Source organism: Aeromonas sp. 600774 (assembly GCF_049175075.1).
In the GTDB taxonomy this organism is placed as follows: Bacteria; Pseudomonadota; Gammaproteobacteria; order Enterobacterales; family Aeromonadaceae; genus Aeromonas; species Aeromonas veronii_A.
In genome coordinates this window covers 211775-228088 of sequence record NZ_JAAKUJ010000004.1, presented here as the reverse complement: position 1 = coordinate 228088, position 16314 = coordinate 211775, and the positions used below count along the sequence as shown (strand labels likewise).

Here is a 16314-nt window from a genome sequence, read left to right as displayed (position 1 = left end):
CACGCCCACAGGCGTGTCGATACCACACTTTGTTTCGCAAATGATTACTTCTGCTCAGTCGCCACCAGGCGATAAGCCAGCGCACCCAGAATGGCACCGACAATCGGGGCAACCCAGAACAGCCAGAGCTGGCTGATAGCCCAGTCACCGACAAACAGCGCAACACCGGTACTGCGGGCCGGGTTGACCGAGGTATTGGTCACCGGAATGCTGACGAGGTGGATCAGGGTCAGGCACAGACCGATGGCGATCGGCGCGAAACCGGCAGGCGCACGGCTATCGGTGGCGCCCATGATGACGAACAGGAAGAAACCGGTCATCACCACTTCACACACCAGTGCGGCAGTCAGGCTATAACCACCCGGAGAGTGCTCACCGTAGCCGTTGGAAGCAAAACCGGCAGAGAGATCAAACCCGGCCTGACCGCTGGCAATCACGTAAAGCACGGCAGCAGCGGCAATGCCACCCAGCACTTGCGCCACGATATAAGGCAGTACACCGGATGCCGGAAAACGACCACCCGCCCACAGACCAACGGTCACGGCCGGATTGAGGTGGCAACCGGAGATATGGCCGATGGCAAACGCCATGGTCAGCACGGTCAGACCGAAAGCCATCGAGACCCCCAGCAGACCAATCCCGACGTGAGGGAAGGCCGCAGCCAGCACGGCACTGCCGCACCCGCCCAATATCAGCCAGAAAGTGCCCATAAACTCAGCAGCAACAGGTTTCACATTATTTCTCCCATTTGAGATAACACCGAACAAGACCCGAGAAGGGCCCATGCTTGAACAAGCGCAGCATTATGGGAGTGTGAGTCCAGATTGCGAACCCGGCAGGCGGGGCTCACTCAATGTGACATTCGTCACAATTCGTTGATTAGATAAGAGATTTATCATTAAGACAGCTGGCTGCACATCTCATACCCAAGGGCGTCATGCGACAACTTGTGACACCGTTTAGCTCGAGTAATCATCCCTTGAACGATAAAAACGGAGGCGTGGTCAGTATCCTGCAGGGGCAAAACGGCTGACAACCTGCCCCTGATGCTCAATCCACTCCATAAACATGGCGACGGGACGGGCATAGACGGTGCCATCCTGTTCCGACTGATAGATCACCAGCTGCTCGCCTGTCTCGGTATGGCTGGCCAGGGTCAGCACCTGATAGTAACCCCCCTTGAAGTGACGATAGCGACCGGGTGTGGGTGCATGCATGGAATACCTCTGCAGATGGAACAGGACGGGAAAGGGGAAATATGGGCTGGCCAGTGCCAGTTGTATCAGCTTTTTCTCGTCGGAAATGGCGATGAGGAGGCTTTTTTACACAAGCCAATCGTGCCAGAGAGCGTGAAGATTTCAACACAGTAGAGTAGCTTTGTTAATCACTCCCCCATCTTTCACTGGTGAACCTTGCCAAGCACAAACGATCGTGCTGAATTTAACCTTTTAATAACTCTGTTTTGGGGCTAAAAATCAGGAATTTCTACTAAAAAGAAGATTGTTCTAGGATTCAATTCTGTGAAGAATAGGGGAAAAGATATTTGATACTAAAAACCGCCTTTTTCGCCAACGCGTCCCTGTGGGGAAGGAATCACACTCACCATGTTCACAATCGACAAGTCGCACAAGCTCGACGATGTCTGCTATGACATCCGCGGCCCGGTGCATAAAGAAGCTCGCCGCCTCGAAGACGAAGGCCACCGCATTCTCAAGCTCAACATCGGCAACCCGGCCCCGTTCGGCTTTGATGCGCCGGAAGAGATCATCAAAGATGTGATCCTCAACATGCCCCAGAGCCAGGGCTACTGCGACTCCAAGGGGCTCTTCTCCGCCCGCAAGGCGGTGATGCAGTACTACCAGCAAAAAGGGATGCGCAAGGTCGACATCGACGACATCTACATCGGCAACGGCGCCAGCGAGCTGATCGTGATGGCGATGCAGGCGCTGCTCAACAACGGCGACGAGATGCTGGTGCCCTCCCCTGACTATCCGCTCTGGACCGCCGCCGTCACCCTCTCCGGTGGCCATGCGGTGCACTATCGCTGCGACGAAGGGGCTGACTGGTACCCGGATCTCGACGACATCCGTGCCCGCATTACCCCTCGCACCCGCGGCCTGGTGCTGATCAACCCCAACAACCCGACCGGTGCCGTTTACGGCAGCGAGTTCCTGCTGGAGGTGATCGAGATCGCCCGCCAGCACAACCTCATCATCTTCGCCGACGAGATCTACGACAAGATCCTCTACGACGATATCTCCCACACCAGCGTCTGCACTCTATGCGACGACGTGATGGTGGTGACCTTCAACGGCCTCTCCAAGGCCTACCGTGCCTGCGGCTTCCGTCAGGGCTGGATGGTCATCACAGGTCCCAAAGGCCGTGCCCGCGGTTACATTGAAGGGCTGGAAATGCTGGCCTCCATGCGGCTGTGTGCCAACGTGCCGATGCAGCACGCCATCCAGACTGCGCTTGGCGGCTACCAGAGCATCAACGAGCTGATCCTGCCGGGCGGCCGCCTGCGCAAGCAGCGGGACAAGGCGTGGGAGCTCTTGAACGAGATCCCCGGGGTCTCCTGCGTCAAACCCAAGGGGGCGCTCTACATGTTCCCGCGCCTCGACCCCAAGGTGTATGACATCCGCGATGACCAGAAGATGGTGTTCGACCTGCTGCAGCAAGAGAAGCTGCTGCTGGTGCAGGGCACAGGTTTCAACTGGCCGGCACCGGATCACTTCCGGCTGGTGTTCCTGCCCCGCGAAGAGGAGCTGGAAGATGCCATCGGCCGCCTCGCCCGCTTCCTCAAGGGCTACAAGCAGTAAGCAAAGCTCATGAAAAAGGCTCCCGCGGGAGCCTTTTTGTTATCTGTGGTTTTATCCGTGCCATCAGCCGTGCAGCAGAGCTCCGGCCACCAGCACCGCCATTGTGATGAGGGCTACGCCGATGATAAAGGGCAGCACCCAACGCACGAAGCGATCGTAGGGGATCTTGGCGAGCGCCAGACCGGCCACCAGATGAGCGGCGGTGGGGGCAAACAGGTTGATCCAGCCGGAGGCGGACTGATAGGCGGTGATCACCAGATCCCGGGAGATGCCGGAGAAGTCAGCCAGCGGCCCCATCAGCGGCATGGAGACGGTCGCCAGCCCCGAGGTTGACGGGATGAAGAAGCTCAGGATGATGTGGACCAGATAGGCCATCAGGATGAAGACCGACGAGGATAGTCCAGTCACCAGCCCTTCAGCCCAATGCAAAATGGTGTCGATGATGACGCCCTGCTCCATCACCACATAGATGCCGCGCGCCACCGCCACCACCAGCGCTACCCCGATGAGATCCCGAGCGCCGCTCAGGAAAGTCGCCACATAGTTGGACTCCGGCATCCGGTTGATCAGCGCAATCAGGATGGAGGCGCTAAAGAACAGGGTGGATAGCTCGTCAAACCACCAGCCAAAGGTGGGCAGCACGTCGATCCCCAAATCGGACCAGGGCACCACCGCATAGATCATCAGCAGGAAGGTGCCGAAGAAGACCAGCATGGTGAGCTTCTGCTTGCCGGTGAAGGCGAGGTTGCCGCTCTTCATCTGGGAGAACTCGTCGTCATAGGCAATGTCGGCCAGCACTGAGCGGGATTTGTCCTGCTGCACCAGCTTGGCGTAGCGCATCACGAACCAGGAGGCGAAGATCACCAGCAGCAGCCACTGGATGACCCGCAAACCGATCCCCTCACCGATGGGAATGCCGGCAAAACCGGAGGCGATACCGGTGGCAAACGGGTTGACGGTGGAGGCGAGCACCCCGACCCCGGAGCCAAGCAGGATAATCCCCGCCGCCACCATGCGATCGAAGCCCGCCGCCATCATCACCGGCACGATCAGCGCCCAGAAGGCTACCGTCTCCTCCGCCATGCCGAAGGTGGAGCCGCCGAGGGCAAACAGGGCGATCAGCACCGGGATCAGCAGCCGCTCACGGCCGGCAAAGCCGCGCACAATGGCCCCCACCCCGGCATCAAGCGCCCCGCTTTGCATGGTCACCGCCAGAAAGCCGCCGATGATGAGCACGAACAGCGCCACGTCGGCCGCCTTGTGAAAGCCCTGGATGGGGGCCTTGAGCACCTCGAATACCCCTTGCGGGTGGGCGGGTAACTCAGTGTAGCTGCCGGGCACCGGCAACAGCCGCTCGTCGCCGCTGTAATCAGCCACGGCCGCTGCCGCCACCGGCTGCTGGGTCTTGGCGGTGACATAGTCATATTTACCCGCCGGCAGCACCCAGGTGAGGGCGGCCATCAGCGCGATGATGATGAAAAGCAGGGTATAAACTGTGGGGAGTTGGCGCTTCTTGGGCGCCTCGTTTGGAGTGGTCATAGCTTCCGTACCTCGGCAATGCCGTCTGTGATCCGATCAGCGCAAGACTAGCGGGTTTGATATGGGAAAAAGGTGATCGCTGATAATAAAATTCCGCAATTTGGCGGAATTTTTGCCAAAAAAACAGGGCCCCGCGGGGCCCTGTTTTCACTTGAGTCAGACTCAGAGCTCGACCACGTCGAATTTCACATCCGGATTCACATCCGCATCGTAATCGACCTCGTCCAGACCAAAACCGAACAGGCGCAGGAACTCCTGCTTGTAACCGGTGTAATCAGTCAATTCGGAGAGGTTTTCGCTGGTGATGGATGGCCACAGGTCGCGGCAGGTCTGCTGCACATCTTCACGCAGTTCCCAGTCATCCATGCGGATGCGAGCCTGCTCGTCCAGCGCCATGTCAGACGCGTAGAGACGGGTGCGCATCATGCGATCTACCTGCTCCATGCAGCCCTCGTGAATGCCCTTCTCCTTCATGATCTTGAAAGCCATGGAGATATAGAGCGGCATCACCGGAATGGCGGAAGAGGCCTGGGTCACCACGGATTTCAGCACGGCTACGTGAGCGGTACCGCCCTTGGCAGCCAGATCGCCACGGATGGCGGCAGCGGCGCGGTCCAGATCTTCCTTGGCGCGGCCCAAGGTGCCGTGCCAGTAGATTGGCCAGGTCAGATCGGTGCCGATGTAGGAGTAGGCCACCGACTTGGCGCCGTCGGCCAGCACGCCTGCATTACGCAGGGCAGCCATCCACAGCTCCCAATCCTGACCGCCCATCACTGTGATGGTGTTCTGGATCTCTTCCTCGTTCGCCGGCTCGACGGTAGCGGTGATGATCTGATCCTTGTTGGTATCGATGGCGGTGGTGGTATAGACCTCGCCGATCGGTTTGAGGGCTGAGCGCACCACTTCGCCGGTTTCCGGCATCTTCCGCACCGGAGAGGCCAGGGAGTAGACCACCAGATCGATTTGACCCAGATCCTGCTTGATCAGCTCGATCACCTTGGCGCGGCACTCGTTGGAGAAGGCATCGCCGTTGACGCTCTTGGCGTAGAGGCCCGCCTCTTTGGCTGCCTTGTCGAAAGCGGCAGAGTTGTACCAGCCAGCGGTACCGGTCTTGGACTCGGTGCCCGCTTTTTCAAAGAAGACGCCGAGGGTGGCGGCGCCGCTACCGAAGGCAGCCGCAATCCGGGAGGCCAGGCCATAACCGGTGGAAGCGCCGATCACCAGCACCTTCTTGGGGCCATTCTCGATGGTGCCCTTAGCCTTGGTGTAAGCAATCTGGCGACGAACATTGGCTTCACAACCGACCGGATGAGTGGTGGTGCAGATAAAGCCGCGAACCTTGGGTTTGATGATCATATGGGGTCTCGGATCCGTTTAATGGATGAAATCGGGGCATAAGATACCTCATCTTGCCGCGATAAGGTGCTCTGATGTGTTGAACTGCGGCAAAAATGGGCATCCGAAGGTGGCCATCATGGTCCATGCCATGGTGCCACCTCACGGCAACTAGCAGGCAATGCGGGTAATGTGGCCATCCTGCAGCTTATAGAAGGCATCTTGCGGCAACTCCTGTGACCAGGTCGCCTCATAGCCGAGATCGGCATAGACGCCGCGCAACATGGCACCGAGCAGACCGTGGGAGATAACGATGGCACGCTCGGCGATCGCGGGATCCTGCAACCACAGGTGCGCCCGGCGCTGAATACTCTCGAAGCTCTCGGCCCCCGGTGCCTGCAGATACCAGTCCCCCTTGCCGATATCGAGCTCGGGATGAGCGAGCCGCAGCACCGGGATCTGGCAGCTCTCCCACTCTCCCATCCCCAGCTCCATCAACCGATCGTCCCAGATGATGCGATCAGCTGACAGTCCCAACTGCTCGCACACCAGCTGCGCAGTCTGACGAGCACGGCCGAGCGGGCTAGCATAGACGGTCCAGCGGGCAGGATCCGCCAGTTCGCCAGCAAGGCGCCGCCCCATGGCGATGGCTTGCGCCTCACCCTTGTCGGTCAGATCGGAGTTGCAACGCCCCTGCAGACGCTGCTCAGCATTGAAGCGGGTCTGGCCATGGCGCAGCAGATAGATGAGTCGAGACATGATTTCTCCAGCACGTTCAGAGAGATAGAAAAATAAAGGGGGAAAATGATAGCAGATGAGCCCGAAGGATGGCCCGAACAGAGAGGCTAAAGCGGGCGTAAAAAACGGGTCAAGACTGACCCGTTTGCTGCCAATTTGGCCAGAGTGTGTCGGCTCAGCCCTTCTTGATCTCCCGCAGATAGCGGTAGATGGAGTGGACCGAAATGCCGAGCTGGCGCGCCGCAATCTGGGCGCTGTCTTTTAACTCGAAGATCCCCATGTCGTGCAGCTGGTTGACGATAACCCGGGTCTTCTGGGACGGGGGCACCGCCTCGTTGCCTCGCACCTCGGCACTGACGGTGTCGATGGTGCTGTTGAGCGCTTCGTCGATGTTGCGGGCGAACACCTCCGGGGTGGCATGGCTCTCGTGGGGGTGCATGCACTCCGGCATCATGGTGCGCAGCACGGATTGCAGCGGGGCATCCATGTCGCTGTTGATACAGAGCAACCCGATGGCCCTGTGCTCCCCGTTGCGGATCACGGTAGTAATGGAGCGCAGCGTCTTGCCGGTGGCACACTTGGTCATGTAGGGGCTGGAGATATCCTGCCCGCTCTTGAGCTTCATCATCGCCAGGTTGGTGATGGGGGCGCCGACACTGCGGCCGGTGATATGGCCGTTGGCAATCTTGACGATCGAGGGATTGCGCGCATCCAGACTGTGGAGCAGCACTTCGGTGTGCTGACCATACATGGCGGCGATGCCGTCCACAATGTTCTCCATCGACTTGAGGATCTCAAAATCGCTCGGACTCAACTCTTGCAGCTTCACAATGGGACCTTCTTGCAAGGGTTGCTGCCGGACAATAGACGCCGGGCAGCAACCGACAGGGACATCAGGCGGACATGATATCAATAATGGTGCTGTCTGTGGCAGACATGCCCTCCTTCACCATCTGACCCACGTTACGGATGGTCTGATCCACGTCACCGGCGACGATCCCCTGCCCCGACACCGAGTGGCTGTTGAGGGCCATCAGGAAGCCGCGCACCGCCGCACCGGAGGAGGTACTCACCTTCATGGCGCAGGAGGCTTTCGCCCCGTCACATACCATACCGGCACTGTCGCTCAGCACGTTCTGGATGGCGAAGCAGGATTGCTCGAAGCTGCCGCCCGCCAAATAAACCATGGCCATGGAGGCGGCCGCGCTGGTCACGGTATTGCCACAGAAGGCCGACAGCGGCGGATAGTGGGACTTGATATAGATGGCGCCCAGATGGCTCATGATGAGGGCGCGAGCCAGCTGCTCTTCGCTGGCCGCAAAGCGCTCGGCAATCACCATCACCGGAATGGTGGCGGCAATGCCCTGGTTGCCGCTGCCAAAGTTGCTCATGGCTGGCAGGGTCGCCCCCCCCATGCGGGCATCAGAGGCAGCCGCCGTCATCATCACGATGCGGTTCATCACATCCTCACCGATAAGACCGGCATTGATGTTCTGCTGCATGGTGCGGCCGATCTCGAGGCCATAGGGGTTGTTCATCCCCTCGGCAGAAAGCTTGCCGTTAAGCTCGGAGGCTTTGAGGATGAACCTGATCTGCTCGAACTCCACCTGGGTGGCGAACTCGTAGATGGCGGCGATGCTGATATCGACGCCATCGCAGATGGAACCGGTGGCGCCGCCCTGGCTCTGATCGGCGGTGAAGGTCACCTCGCCATCGCGGCGCTGCTCGACGATGCGGGTATGACCGCCGCAGAGGGTCACTTCGGCGCTGTGTTCTTCACCCTTGTCATCAGAGCCATAAACGGTCACGCGGCAGAAGATAAACTCGGGGGCGGCGGTGCGGCTCACCTGCACCTTGCCGGCATCGATCAGCTGCTGGGCACGCTCCACCTGTGCTGGCTGGATCGCGGCCAGCACTTCCAGCCCGGCGTCGGCGTTACCGCCGATGGCACCGGCCGCGGCCGCAATGGCCAGACCGATCTTGCCGGTGCCCGGCACATAGACACCCATCGAGTTTTTATAGAGATTGTCCGACACCGCAACCTCAAGGCGACCGGGCTCACACCCCAGTTGCCGAGCGGCGACAGCCGCGGCATAAGCGGCGGCGATTGGCTCGGTACAACCCAGCGCTGGTTTGACAACCTGTTGAATAATCTGCAGATACTGCTGCCACGCTTGTTTCATCACTTGAACCTTTTTATCAGCATTAACGAGCGATATGGGCGATCGCTTCCACTTCAACCTTGACGCCCATCGGCAGATCCTTCACTGCGAAGCAGCTGCGCGCCGGACAATCTTTCTGGAAATAGGCTTTATAGACCTCGTTGAACGCGGCAAAATCGCTGATCTCGGCGAGGTAGCAGGTGGTTTTGAGCACGGTATCCAGCGAGCCGCCTGCGGCTTCCAGCACGGACTTCAGGTTTTCCAGTGACTGGCGGGTCTGGGCGGCAATCCCCCCTTCCACCACACCACCCTGCTGCTTGCAGACCGGCAACTGACCGGAGGTAAAGATAAGGTCGCCATAGGCAGTGCCGTGGCTGTAGGGACCGATAGCGTCAGGTGCCGCTGCTGCTGTGATGATGCGTTTCATATAGCCACTCCTGTTTGTGCAATTTTTTTTGCAATCGTGAATCTCATTCCGTTCAACATTATTTGCTTTTTATTTTATCCATTCAACAAAAAGATACAAAAATGGCGTTTAAAGGCACCTTTCGGCCTCAATATAAACCGTGATCATCATCCTGATTTGAACAAAAGTACTCTTATGGGCATTGTTTATGACGGTTTCATTCAACTATATTTGCGCCGCTTTCCCACATCCCTACAAAAAAGAAGGTTTTAATGGACGCGCATAGCACTACACTAGCCAGCCCCGCGATGGGCACGCTGGAATGGAAAGAAGCGGTTCGCTTCGACAGCACCGACTGGGGCTGGATCATCATGAGCATCGGCATGGCCATCGGCGCGGGGATCGTCTTCCTGCCGGTACAGGTGGGGCTGATGGGCTTGTGGGTCTTTCTGCTCTCGGCAGTGATCGGTTACCCCGCCATGTACATGTTCCAACGCCTCTTTATCAACACCCTGGCCACCTCGCCGGAGTGCAAGGATTACCCCAGCGTCATCACCGGCTACCTTGGCAAGAACTGGGGTGTGCTGCTCGGCGCCCTCTACTTCGTGATGCTGGTGATCTGGGTCTTCGTCTACTCCACCGCCATCACCAATGACAGCGCCTCCTTCCTGCAGAGCTTCGGCGTTACCGACGGTCTGCTCTCCGAAAACCCGCTCTACGGTCTGGTGCTGATCTGCGGTCTGGTGGCACTGGCCTCGCGCGGCGAAAACCTGCTGTTCAAGATCTCCACCTTTATGGTGCTGACCAAGATCAGCGTGGTGGCCGTGCTCGGCCTGATGATGGTGGACAAGTGGGATGCATCCAACATCACCGCCATGCCCGCTGCCGGTGACTGGATGAAGGATGCCATCATCATGCTGCCCTTTACCCTCACCTCCATCCTCTTTATCCAGAGCCTGAGCCCCATGGTGATCTCCTACCGCTCGCGGGAAAAGTCGCTGGAAGTGGCCCGCTTCAAGGCGATGCGCGCCATGAATATCGCCTTCGGCATCCTGTTCGTAGTTGTGTTCTTCTACGCGGTCTCCTTTACCCTTGCCATGGGACACGATCAGGCGGTCAAAGCCTCTGAAGAGAACATCTCCGCACTGGCCATGGTGGCCCAGGGGATGCCCGGCCAGACTCTCAAGCTGCTCAGCCTCACCCTCAACATCTTCGCGGTGATGACCGCCTACTTCGGCGTTTACCTCGGTTTCCGTGAAGCCTGTCAGGGTCTGGCGATGAACCTGCTGCGCCGGGTGCTGCCGGAAAACCGCATCAACAAAGGATTGGTCGGCAAAGGGATCATGGTGTTTACCGTCATGCTCTCCTGGGGTGCCATCGTGCTCAACGCCCCGGTACTGAGCTTCACCTCTATCTGCAGCCCCATCTTCGGCATGGTGGGTTGTCTCATCCCGGCCTATCTGGTCTATCAGGTACCGGCGCTGCACAAGTACAAGGGCACCTCCCTCTACATAATCATCGTCACCGGCCTGCTCCTTTGTGTCTCGCCCTTCCTGGCGTTCAACTGATCGATTGCAAACGCCCTCCTTATCGACTTCGGGCCACCTTCGGGTGGCCCGTTTTTTATTGGCGCAACCCGCCTCTCTGTCGCTGCGGCTGCCAAGTCACCCCGCGGGGCAAAAAGCCAAGGGGATCACAACTTGCAAGCTGACCTCCCCCAAGGGGTCTGGTGCGGAGTAATATTCAGGCATCACCGCATGCACCCGTCTTATCGGTTATCGAGGCCTCATATGAAATGGATTTTCAACCCGGCCATCAAGCTGGGCAATCAGCTCTCCTTCAAATACAAATTCCTGCTCTGGTCCTGCCTGATGCTGCTGCCACTGGCCTACAGCATGACCAATCTGCTGGGGCGGCTGCAGGATGACAACGCGCAGGCCAACCGCGAGCTGGCGGGAGTGGTCAATCTAGCCCCTGTACCCGCTATCGAGCAAGCCCTGCTAACCCATCGAAACCTGGTGACCCGTCACGCCTATGAGGTGGATCCGGTCGGTGACGATCAGGTCAAGGCGGCCGCACAAACAGTTGATCAGAGCCTGCAAGCCTTTGCCGACACCCGCCAGAACACCCCCTCCTTTGAGGTGATCCAGCAGGGCTGGACTGCCCTGCAGAGTAAAGCGGGCAAGCTGGAGGTGGAGCAGAGCAACCTGCGCCACGACAAGCTGCTGACCGAAGTACGCCATCTCTACAAGCACATCACCGCCAGCAGCAGCCTGATCCAGGATCCGTCGCTCGGTACCTACTACATGGTAATCCTCGCCAGCGAACGGTTGCCGCAGCTGCGCGACTTGCTGGCCCAGGTGCGGGATCGCGCCGCCACCATCGCCGATTTCGGCCTGTTTCAGGCAGAGGGCTACAGCGGCCTGCGTTTTCGTCTCGACCTCATCAACGCCACCCTGCAGGAGCTGGAGGCCGATCTGACCCTGCTCTACCAGATCGAACCGGCATACCGCGCCGAGCTGGGTCAGCAAACTGATGCTCTGATACAGCTGGTGCGTCAGGGGGTCGAGACCATGGAAAACAAGATGATGAAGGATCAGCTGGTGCAGCTCTCCACCAAGGAGGTACAGGCACTGGGGGATAAGATGGACGAGGCTATCAGCGCGTTGGCAGGCCAGGTACGCCAGCGGCTGGAGGCCGACCTGCATCAGCGGCTGGCCGCCAACCAGCGCCACTTCTGGTGGGTCACCGCGCCGCTGACCGTCAGCTTGCTGCTCTACCTCTACCTGATGATCGGCGCCTATCTCTCCCTGCGCGAAACCGTAGGGCGGGTGCGTGATATTGCCGCCCGGGTCAACGCCCAAGATCTCAGCCAGCATATCGAGATCGTCGGTCAGGACGAACTGGCCGCCATCAGCCACGATTACAACGTGACGCTGGAGACCCTGCGCACCCTGATGCTGCGAGTGCGGGAAAATGGCGTCACCGTGGTGGAGAGCGCCACCGAGATCGAAGCGCGTACCTGCCGCTCACAGGAGGTGATTGCTGATCAGCAAGGAGAGACCCATCAGGTCGCCACCGCCATCAAGGAGCTGGCCGCCACCTCACAGGACATGGCGGGCAACGCCCTGCAAGCCGCCCGCATGACCCAGGAGGCGCAGAACGTGGTCGGTCAGGGCGAGGATGTGGTGGAGCGCACCATCAAGGCCATCGACCATATCAACCGCGAGGTGCTGCGCACCGCCGATACCATCGGCCAGCTGGAGCAGCAGTGCAGCCAGATTGGCGGCGTCATCAGCGTGATCCGCGGCATCGCCGAACAGACCAACCTGCTGGCCCTCAACGCGGCCATCGAAGCGGCCCGAGCCGGTGAGCAGGGTCGCGGCTTTGCGGTGGTGGCCGACGAGGTGCGCTCTCTTGCCAACCGCACCCAGGGGGCTACCGTCGAGATCCAGCAGATGATTGAACAACTGCAATCCGGCGCACGCGCCTCGGTCACCGCCATGTCGGCGGCCAGCCATGAAGCGCAGGAGGGGGTCGGGCTGGCGCAGGAGGCAAAACAGGCCTTCGGTGCCATCACCGAGAAGGTGGATCGGATGGTCGATACCAACGCCATCATCGCCAGCGCCATCGAGCAGCAGGGTGCGGTGGTAAACGAGATCGAACGCAACGTGGTGCGCATCTCGGATGGCAGCGACGAGGCGCTGCAAGTAGCCAACGCCGCCCGCGATGCAGCCCGCCAGATCCACCAGCTCACCGAACAGCTGCGCGCCATGGTACAGAGCTTCGTGCTCTGAGCCAGCGCCCGCCCCCACTCCATCGCCAGCCCCTACCGGGGCTGGTTTTTTGCAAATTCAGACGATCAGGCAGCATTGTTTTTCTTGGCGAAAAAAGTATCGACTAACCATTGTGCGATGAGGATAAAGCGGAGTAATCTTCAGCCACAACAAGATTCGAACGTTACCTTTTTGCCAGCCACAGGCCCGGGGATCAGTTCGACGCCCGATAGGCAGTTCGACAAGAGTTCGGCGAGAGGAAGCTCGCATCACGACACAACCGTTCAGGCGAGGTATCGCAAATGGCGAAGTACCAGTTTTTCTCTATCCCGGCCTCCAACCGGCAGCAGTACACTTTTATCGACATGGCCTCCCCCACCTTCCTGCCCGAGAAAGCGGTGCTGCTGACGCAGGGGTTCGAGGTGGAAGAGGATTTTATCGACGCAGCTAACCCGCGCGAGGCGGTGGAGAAGTATCGCTCCAACTTCCTCTATGTGGCCGATGAGATAGGCAAGTCCGATAGCACCTATGCCGCAGCCGTCGCCATGCTGGAGATTGGCAAGGGGCTATTAGGCAATAAAACCCGTCGAGATAAGGCACAGCGGTGAAGAGTCGTGGCCATCGTGGCAACGTGCCCGATGGCCATATGGCAAGACATCAATTCGGTGAGTCAGAAGCGCCCCAGCTGCTGGAGCATCTCGATTAGCTCCTCTTCGCTGCTCGGCTCATAGGCCAGCTGAAGGCTCGGCGCGGCGCCTCCCATCAGCATGTAGACATTGGTGCTGCAGTGGTCGTAGTGATACCACTTACCGTCGATACAGACGTCGGTATAGCATCTCGGGTCCCTTTTCAGTTCCATATGCACATCCTTTTGTTACATCCCATCAACATCACTCCTGACCGTAAAATAACCACCGAGGTTCACGCTTGATGCAGATCAATGGAAGCGGCTGAAAGGGGCAGATATCTGCCAGATCTGTGGCTTGCGGATGCCCCGAGCCATCATAGGTTATCCAAATGAAGATGGACCGAGCGCCCCGTCATATCGCCGGATGGCCCCCGGTAACAAAAACGGCGCCCGCAGGCACCGTTTTTTCATCTCCCCGCCAAAGCGAGGGGCAAGCCAAAAGGCTTATTCGTCTTCCAGATAGGCGTAGCCTTGCAGGCCCAGCTCCAGCTCGTCGAGCAGGGCTTTGCGAGTGGCATCGTCCAGCGCCGGGTGAGCGGCGATCCGCTGGTAGTTTTCGCGGATCACGGACGGGTCGATGTTGACGTAACGCAGCAGCTGATCGACAGTGTCGCCGCGCACCACGTTGCGAATGTCCATCTTGCCCTCTTCGTCCAGCCATACTTCCGCGCAGTGGGTATCACCGAACAGGTTGTGCAAATCCCCAAGGATCTCCTGATAGGCACCGACCAGGAAGAAGCCGACGTGGCACTCTTCGTTCTCGCCGTAGACCGGCATCGGCAGGGTGCTCTCGACCCCCAGACCGTCGACGTAGTGTTCGACCTGACCGTCGGAGTCACAGGTGATATCCATCAGGATGCCGCGACGGCTAAGCGGACGATCGAGACCAGCCAGCGGCATCACCGGGAATACCTGACCGATACCCCAGGCATCCGGCAGGGACTGGAACAGAGAGAAGTTGGCAAAGCACTTGTCCGCCAGCTTTTCACTCAGCTCGTCAGCCAGCGCACGGTGGTTGCGGTTGACCGGATTGAGCATCTCTTTGAGTGCCAGACAGGTGTTCTGGTGCAGCATCTCGGCCCAGGCACGCTGTTCAAGGTTCAAGAGGCCCATGGTGTACTGGGTATTCACGTCACCCAGATCAGCCACCGAGTCATGGAAGATCTCCAGCAGGGAGGGATCTTCACTACGCAGATCCAGCCAGCCTTTCCACATGTTTTGCAGAATGGTCGGTGCATCTTCGTCCGGCGCGCTGATGTCGTTCATCTCCACCCCTTCGGCACCAATGATATTGGTGACCAGCACGGCGTGGTGGGCGGTCAGGGCACGGCCAGACTCGCTGATGATGGTCGGGTGCGGCAGATCGAACTCGCGGCAGACATCGCCGATGCCCCATACCACGTTGTTGGCGTACTCGGAGAGGCTGTAGTTGGCGGAGCAGTGGCTCTGGGAACGGGTTCCCTCGTAGTCCACCCCCAGACCGCCACCGACGTCCACGACTTCGATGTTGGCACCGAGGCGACGCAGTTCAGCATAGAAACGGCCGCACTCGCGGATGCCGCCCTGAATGTCGCGGATATTGGCGATCTGGGAGCCCAGATGGAAGTGCAGCAGTTGCAGGCAATCCAGCTTGCCCAGCCCGCGCAGACGCTCGATCAGCGCCAGGATCTGGGAGGCGGAGAGACCAAATTTGGACATGGAGCCGCCGCTCGATTCCCACATGCCGGAGCCGGTGGAAGCGAGCTTGGCACGCACCCCGATGTTGGGCTTGATGTTGAGACGAGCTGACTCGTCCAGCACCATCTCCAGCTCGGAGGGCTTCTCCACCACGATGTAGACCTTGTGGCCCATCAGGTTGCCCAAGAGGGCGTGGCGGATATATTCGCGGTCTTTGTAACCGTTGCAGACGATCACCGAGCCTTGCTCATGGTGATGGGACAGCACGGCCAGCAGTTCCGGTTTGGAACCAGCTTCCAGGCCAAGCCGGGGCTTGTCGCTGTAGGACTGGCTGATGGTCTCGATGACACGACGCTGCTGGTTTACCTTGATCGGGTAAACGCAGAGGTAGTCCCCTTCATAGCCAGACTTCTCGATGGCCTGACCAAAGGCGTTGAACAGCGCATCGACCCGACTCTTGAGAATGTCAGGGAAGCGCAGCAACACGGGGGTGGTCAGCCCGGACTGACGCAACTGTTCGATGGCGTCAGAGAGCACAATATGCGCGTCAGGGCGTGATTTGTCGGGGGCAACGGTCACATGACCGGCGTCATTGATATTGAAAAAACCCGCCCCCCAGTAGGGAACGTTGTAGACCTTCAAGGAGTCCTTGCTGGACCAGTTAGTCATGGGCTATGCCTCGCAAATGAGCGACCCAAAGTCGCCTTCGTTACCCTCAATCACATCCAGACCATCTAGTGCAGAGTACGGCGAGCGCTGCCATCACGAGACGCAGCCACCCAAACCAGCGCTTTGCACATCGCGGCAAGCCAGAGGCTGCCTGGTGGATCTTGGGGAAGTAACGAGTCTTGATGTGGGGCTGGTGGCTTTACATCAAGCTCAACGGTATGCGGTGCCACTATGCCGTAGCGCCGCGGTACTTTGATGACCGACGACATCAGCCACGCCGTCAGTTCATCATTCGGCAGCGATCCCGACAGAAGGAGAGGGTTCCAAGGAAGAGAAGCGAAGGCGCCAGCACGCATGCGTGTTGATAGACGACAACAACCACAGCCCACCTCACCGTCAGTGACCGCCCATGACAAGGGAAGATGATGAGCCGGTGGCCCACTCGGTCAAATGAAGGATGAGAGTCTGTTGTTCTCCCTGATACCGGAGCCTAACCGGTATTAAA

At 59.1% G+C, this 16314-nt stretch carries 14 protein-coding genes; 4 read left to right on the top strand and 10 right to left on the bottom strand.

What is annotated here, in order from left to right; genetic code table 11:
* Nucleotides 1-44: 44 nt before the first annotated feature.
* A complete protein-coding gene (aqpZ, locus tag G5171_RS06595; RefSeq protein WP_421250525.1) occupies nucleotides 45-734 on the bottom strand; it encodes an aquaporin Z in 690 nt (229 codons plus the stop codon).
* 270 nt (nucleotides 735-1004) lie between these two features.
* Nucleotides 1005-1217: a DUF1653 domain-containing protein gene (locus G5171_RS06590; RefSeq protein WP_421250526.1), complete on the bottom strand. Its 213-nt coding sequence runs from the start codon at nucleotides 1215-1217 to the stop codon at nucleotides 1005-1007.
* Between the two features lie 387 nt (nucleotides 1218-1604).
* On the opposite strand from G5171_RS06590, the gene G5171_RS06585 reads away from it, so the two are divergent.
* A complete protein-coding gene (locus tag G5171_RS06585) occupies nucleotides 1605-2819 on the top strand; it encodes a pyridoxal phosphate-dependent aminotransferase (RefSeq protein ID WP_043851260.1) in 1215 nt (404 codons plus the stop codon).
* A gap of 63 nt (nucleotides 2820-2882) precedes the next feature.
* Here G5171_RS06585 and G5171_RS06580 read toward each other — a convergent pair whose 3' ends face one another.
* The 6 genes from G5171_RS06580 to G5171_RS06555 form a co-directional block, all read right to left on the bottom strand.
* The gene (locus G5171_RS06580; RefSeq protein ID WP_421250527.1) at nucleotides 2883-4358 is read right to left on the bottom strand and encodes a YfcC family protein; all 1476 of its coding nucleotides are present in this window, start codon (nucleotides 4356-4358) and stop codon (nucleotides 2883-2885) included.
* A gap of 162 nt (nucleotides 4359-4520) precedes the next feature.
* Nucleotides 4521-5714 carry an enoyl-ACP reductase FabV gene (gene fabV, locus G5171_RS06575; RefSeq protein WP_421259977.1) on the bottom strand — a complete coding sequence of 398 codons (1194 nt, stop codon included), beginning with the start codon at nucleotides 5712-5714 and terminating at the stop codon, nucleotides 4521-4523.
* Nucleotides 5715-5864: 150 nt separating this feature from the next.
* The gene (locus G5171_RS06570; RefSeq protein WP_159157263.1) at nucleotides 5865-6452 is read right to left on the bottom strand and encodes a histidine phosphatase family protein; all 588 of its coding nucleotides are present in this window, start codon (nucleotides 6450-6452) and stop codon (nucleotides 5865-5867) included.
* A 154-nt stretch (nucleotides 6453-6606) separates the two neighbouring features.
* Nucleotides 6607-7260: a helix-turn-helix transcriptional regulator gene (locus G5171_RS06565; protein WP_005334376.1), complete on the bottom strand. Its 654-nt coding sequence runs from the start codon at nucleotides 7258-7260 to the stop codon at nucleotides 6607-6609.
* A 64-nt stretch (nucleotides 7261-7324) separates the two neighbouring features.
* Nucleotides 7325-8614 (bottom strand): serine dehydratase subunit alpha family protein, encoded by a 1290-nt coding sequence (locus G5171_RS06560; protein ID WP_201991871.1) that lies wholly within the window; start codon nucleotides 8612-8614, stop codon nucleotides 7325-7327.
* A 22-nt stretch (nucleotides 8615-8636) separates the two neighbouring features.
* On the bottom strand, nucleotides 8637-9020 hold the full coding sequence (locus G5171_RS06555) for a Rid family detoxifying hydrolase (protein ID WP_005344164.1): 384 nt from the start codon (nucleotides 9018-9020) through the stop codon (nucleotides 8637-8639).
* A gap of 251 nt (nucleotides 9021-9271) precedes the next feature.
* On the opposite strand from G5171_RS06555, the gene G5171_RS06550 reads away from it, so the two are divergent.
* The 3 genes from G5171_RS06550 (at nucleotide 9272) to G5171_RS06540 (ending at nucleotide 13383) form a co-directional block, all read left to right on the top strand.
* Nucleotides 9272-10567: an amino acid permease gene (locus G5171_RS06550; RefSeq protein WP_159157265.1), complete on the top strand. Its 1296-nt coding sequence runs from the start codon at nucleotides 9272-9274 to the stop codon at nucleotides 10565-10567.
* A gap of 222 nt (nucleotides 10568-10789) precedes the next feature.
* Nucleotides 10790-12796 (top strand): methyl-accepting chemotaxis protein, encoded by a 2007-nt coding sequence (locus G5171_RS06545; protein WP_421250529.1) that lies wholly within the window; start codon nucleotides 10790-10792, stop codon nucleotides 12794-12796.
* 281 nt (nucleotides 12797-13077) lie between these two features.
* Entirely contained in the window at nucleotides 13078-13383 is a 306-nt protein-coding gene (locus G5171_RS06540; RefSeq protein ID WP_236768505.1) for a hypothetical protein, read from the top strand.
* Nucleotides 13384-13445: 62 nt separating this feature from the next.
* Here the strand turns inward: G5171_RS06540 and G5171_RS06535 are convergent, their stop codons facing one another.
* Entirely contained in the window at nucleotides 13446-13634 is a 189-nt protein-coding gene (locus G5171_RS06535; RefSeq protein WP_005334402.1) for a hypothetical protein, read from the bottom strand.
* 273 nt (nucleotides 13635-13907) lie between these two features.
* Nucleotides 13908-15809: a biosynthetic arginine decarboxylase gene (gene speA / locus G5171_RS06530; RefSeq protein ID WP_005344160.1), complete on the bottom strand. Its 1902-nt coding sequence runs from the start codon at nucleotides 15807-15809 to the stop codon at nucleotides 13908-13910.
* Nucleotides 15810-16314: the final 505 nt, after the last annotated feature.

Coding starts and splice junctions, on each gene's coding strand:
- G5171_RS06580 (WP_421250527.1), bottom strand. CDS start 4,358: ATGACCACTCCAAACGAGGCGCCCAAGAAGCGCCAACTCCCCACAGTT.
- G5171_RS06535 (WP_005334402.1), bottom strand. CDS start 13,634: ATGGAACTGAAAAGGGACCCGAGATGCTATACCGACGTCTGTATCGAC.
- G5171_RS06560 (WP_201991871.1), bottom strand. CDS start 8,614: ATGAAACAAGCGTGGCAGCAGTATCTGCAGATTATTCAACAGGTTGTC.
- G5171_RS06555 (WP_005344164.1), bottom strand. CDS start 9,020: ATGAAACGCATCATCACAGCAGCAGCGGCACCTGACGCTATCGGTCCC.
- G5171_RS06590 (WP_421250526.1), bottom strand. CDS start 1,217: ATGCATGCACCCACACCCGGTCGCTATCGTCACTTCAAGGGGGGTTAC.
- fabV (WP_421259977.1), bottom strand. CDS start 5,714: ATGATCATCAAACCCAAGGTTCGCGGCTTTATCTGCACCACCACTCAT.
- G5171_RS06550 (WP_159157265.1), top strand. CDS start 9,272: ATGGACGCGCATAGCACTACACTAGCCAGCCCCGCGATGGGCACGCTG.
- G5171_RS06540 (WP_236768505.1), top strand. CDS start 13,078: ATGGCGAAGTACCAGTTTTTCTCTATCCCGGCCTCCAACCGGCAGCAG.
- G5171_RS06570 (WP_159157263.1), bottom strand. CDS start 6,452: ATGTCTCGACTCATCTATCTGCTGCGCCATGGCCAGACCCGCTTCAAT.
- G5171_RS06545 (WP_421250529.1), top strand. CDS start 10,790: ATGAAATGGATTTTCAACCCGGCCATCAAGCTGGGCAATCAGCTCTCC.
- speA (WP_005344160.1), bottom strand. CDS start 15,809: ATGACTAACTGGTCCAGCAAGGACTCCTTGAAGGTCTACAACGTTCCC.
- G5171_RS06585 (WP_043851260.1), top strand. CDS start 1,605: ATGTTCACAATCGACAAGTCGCACAAGCTCGACGATGTCTGCTATGAC.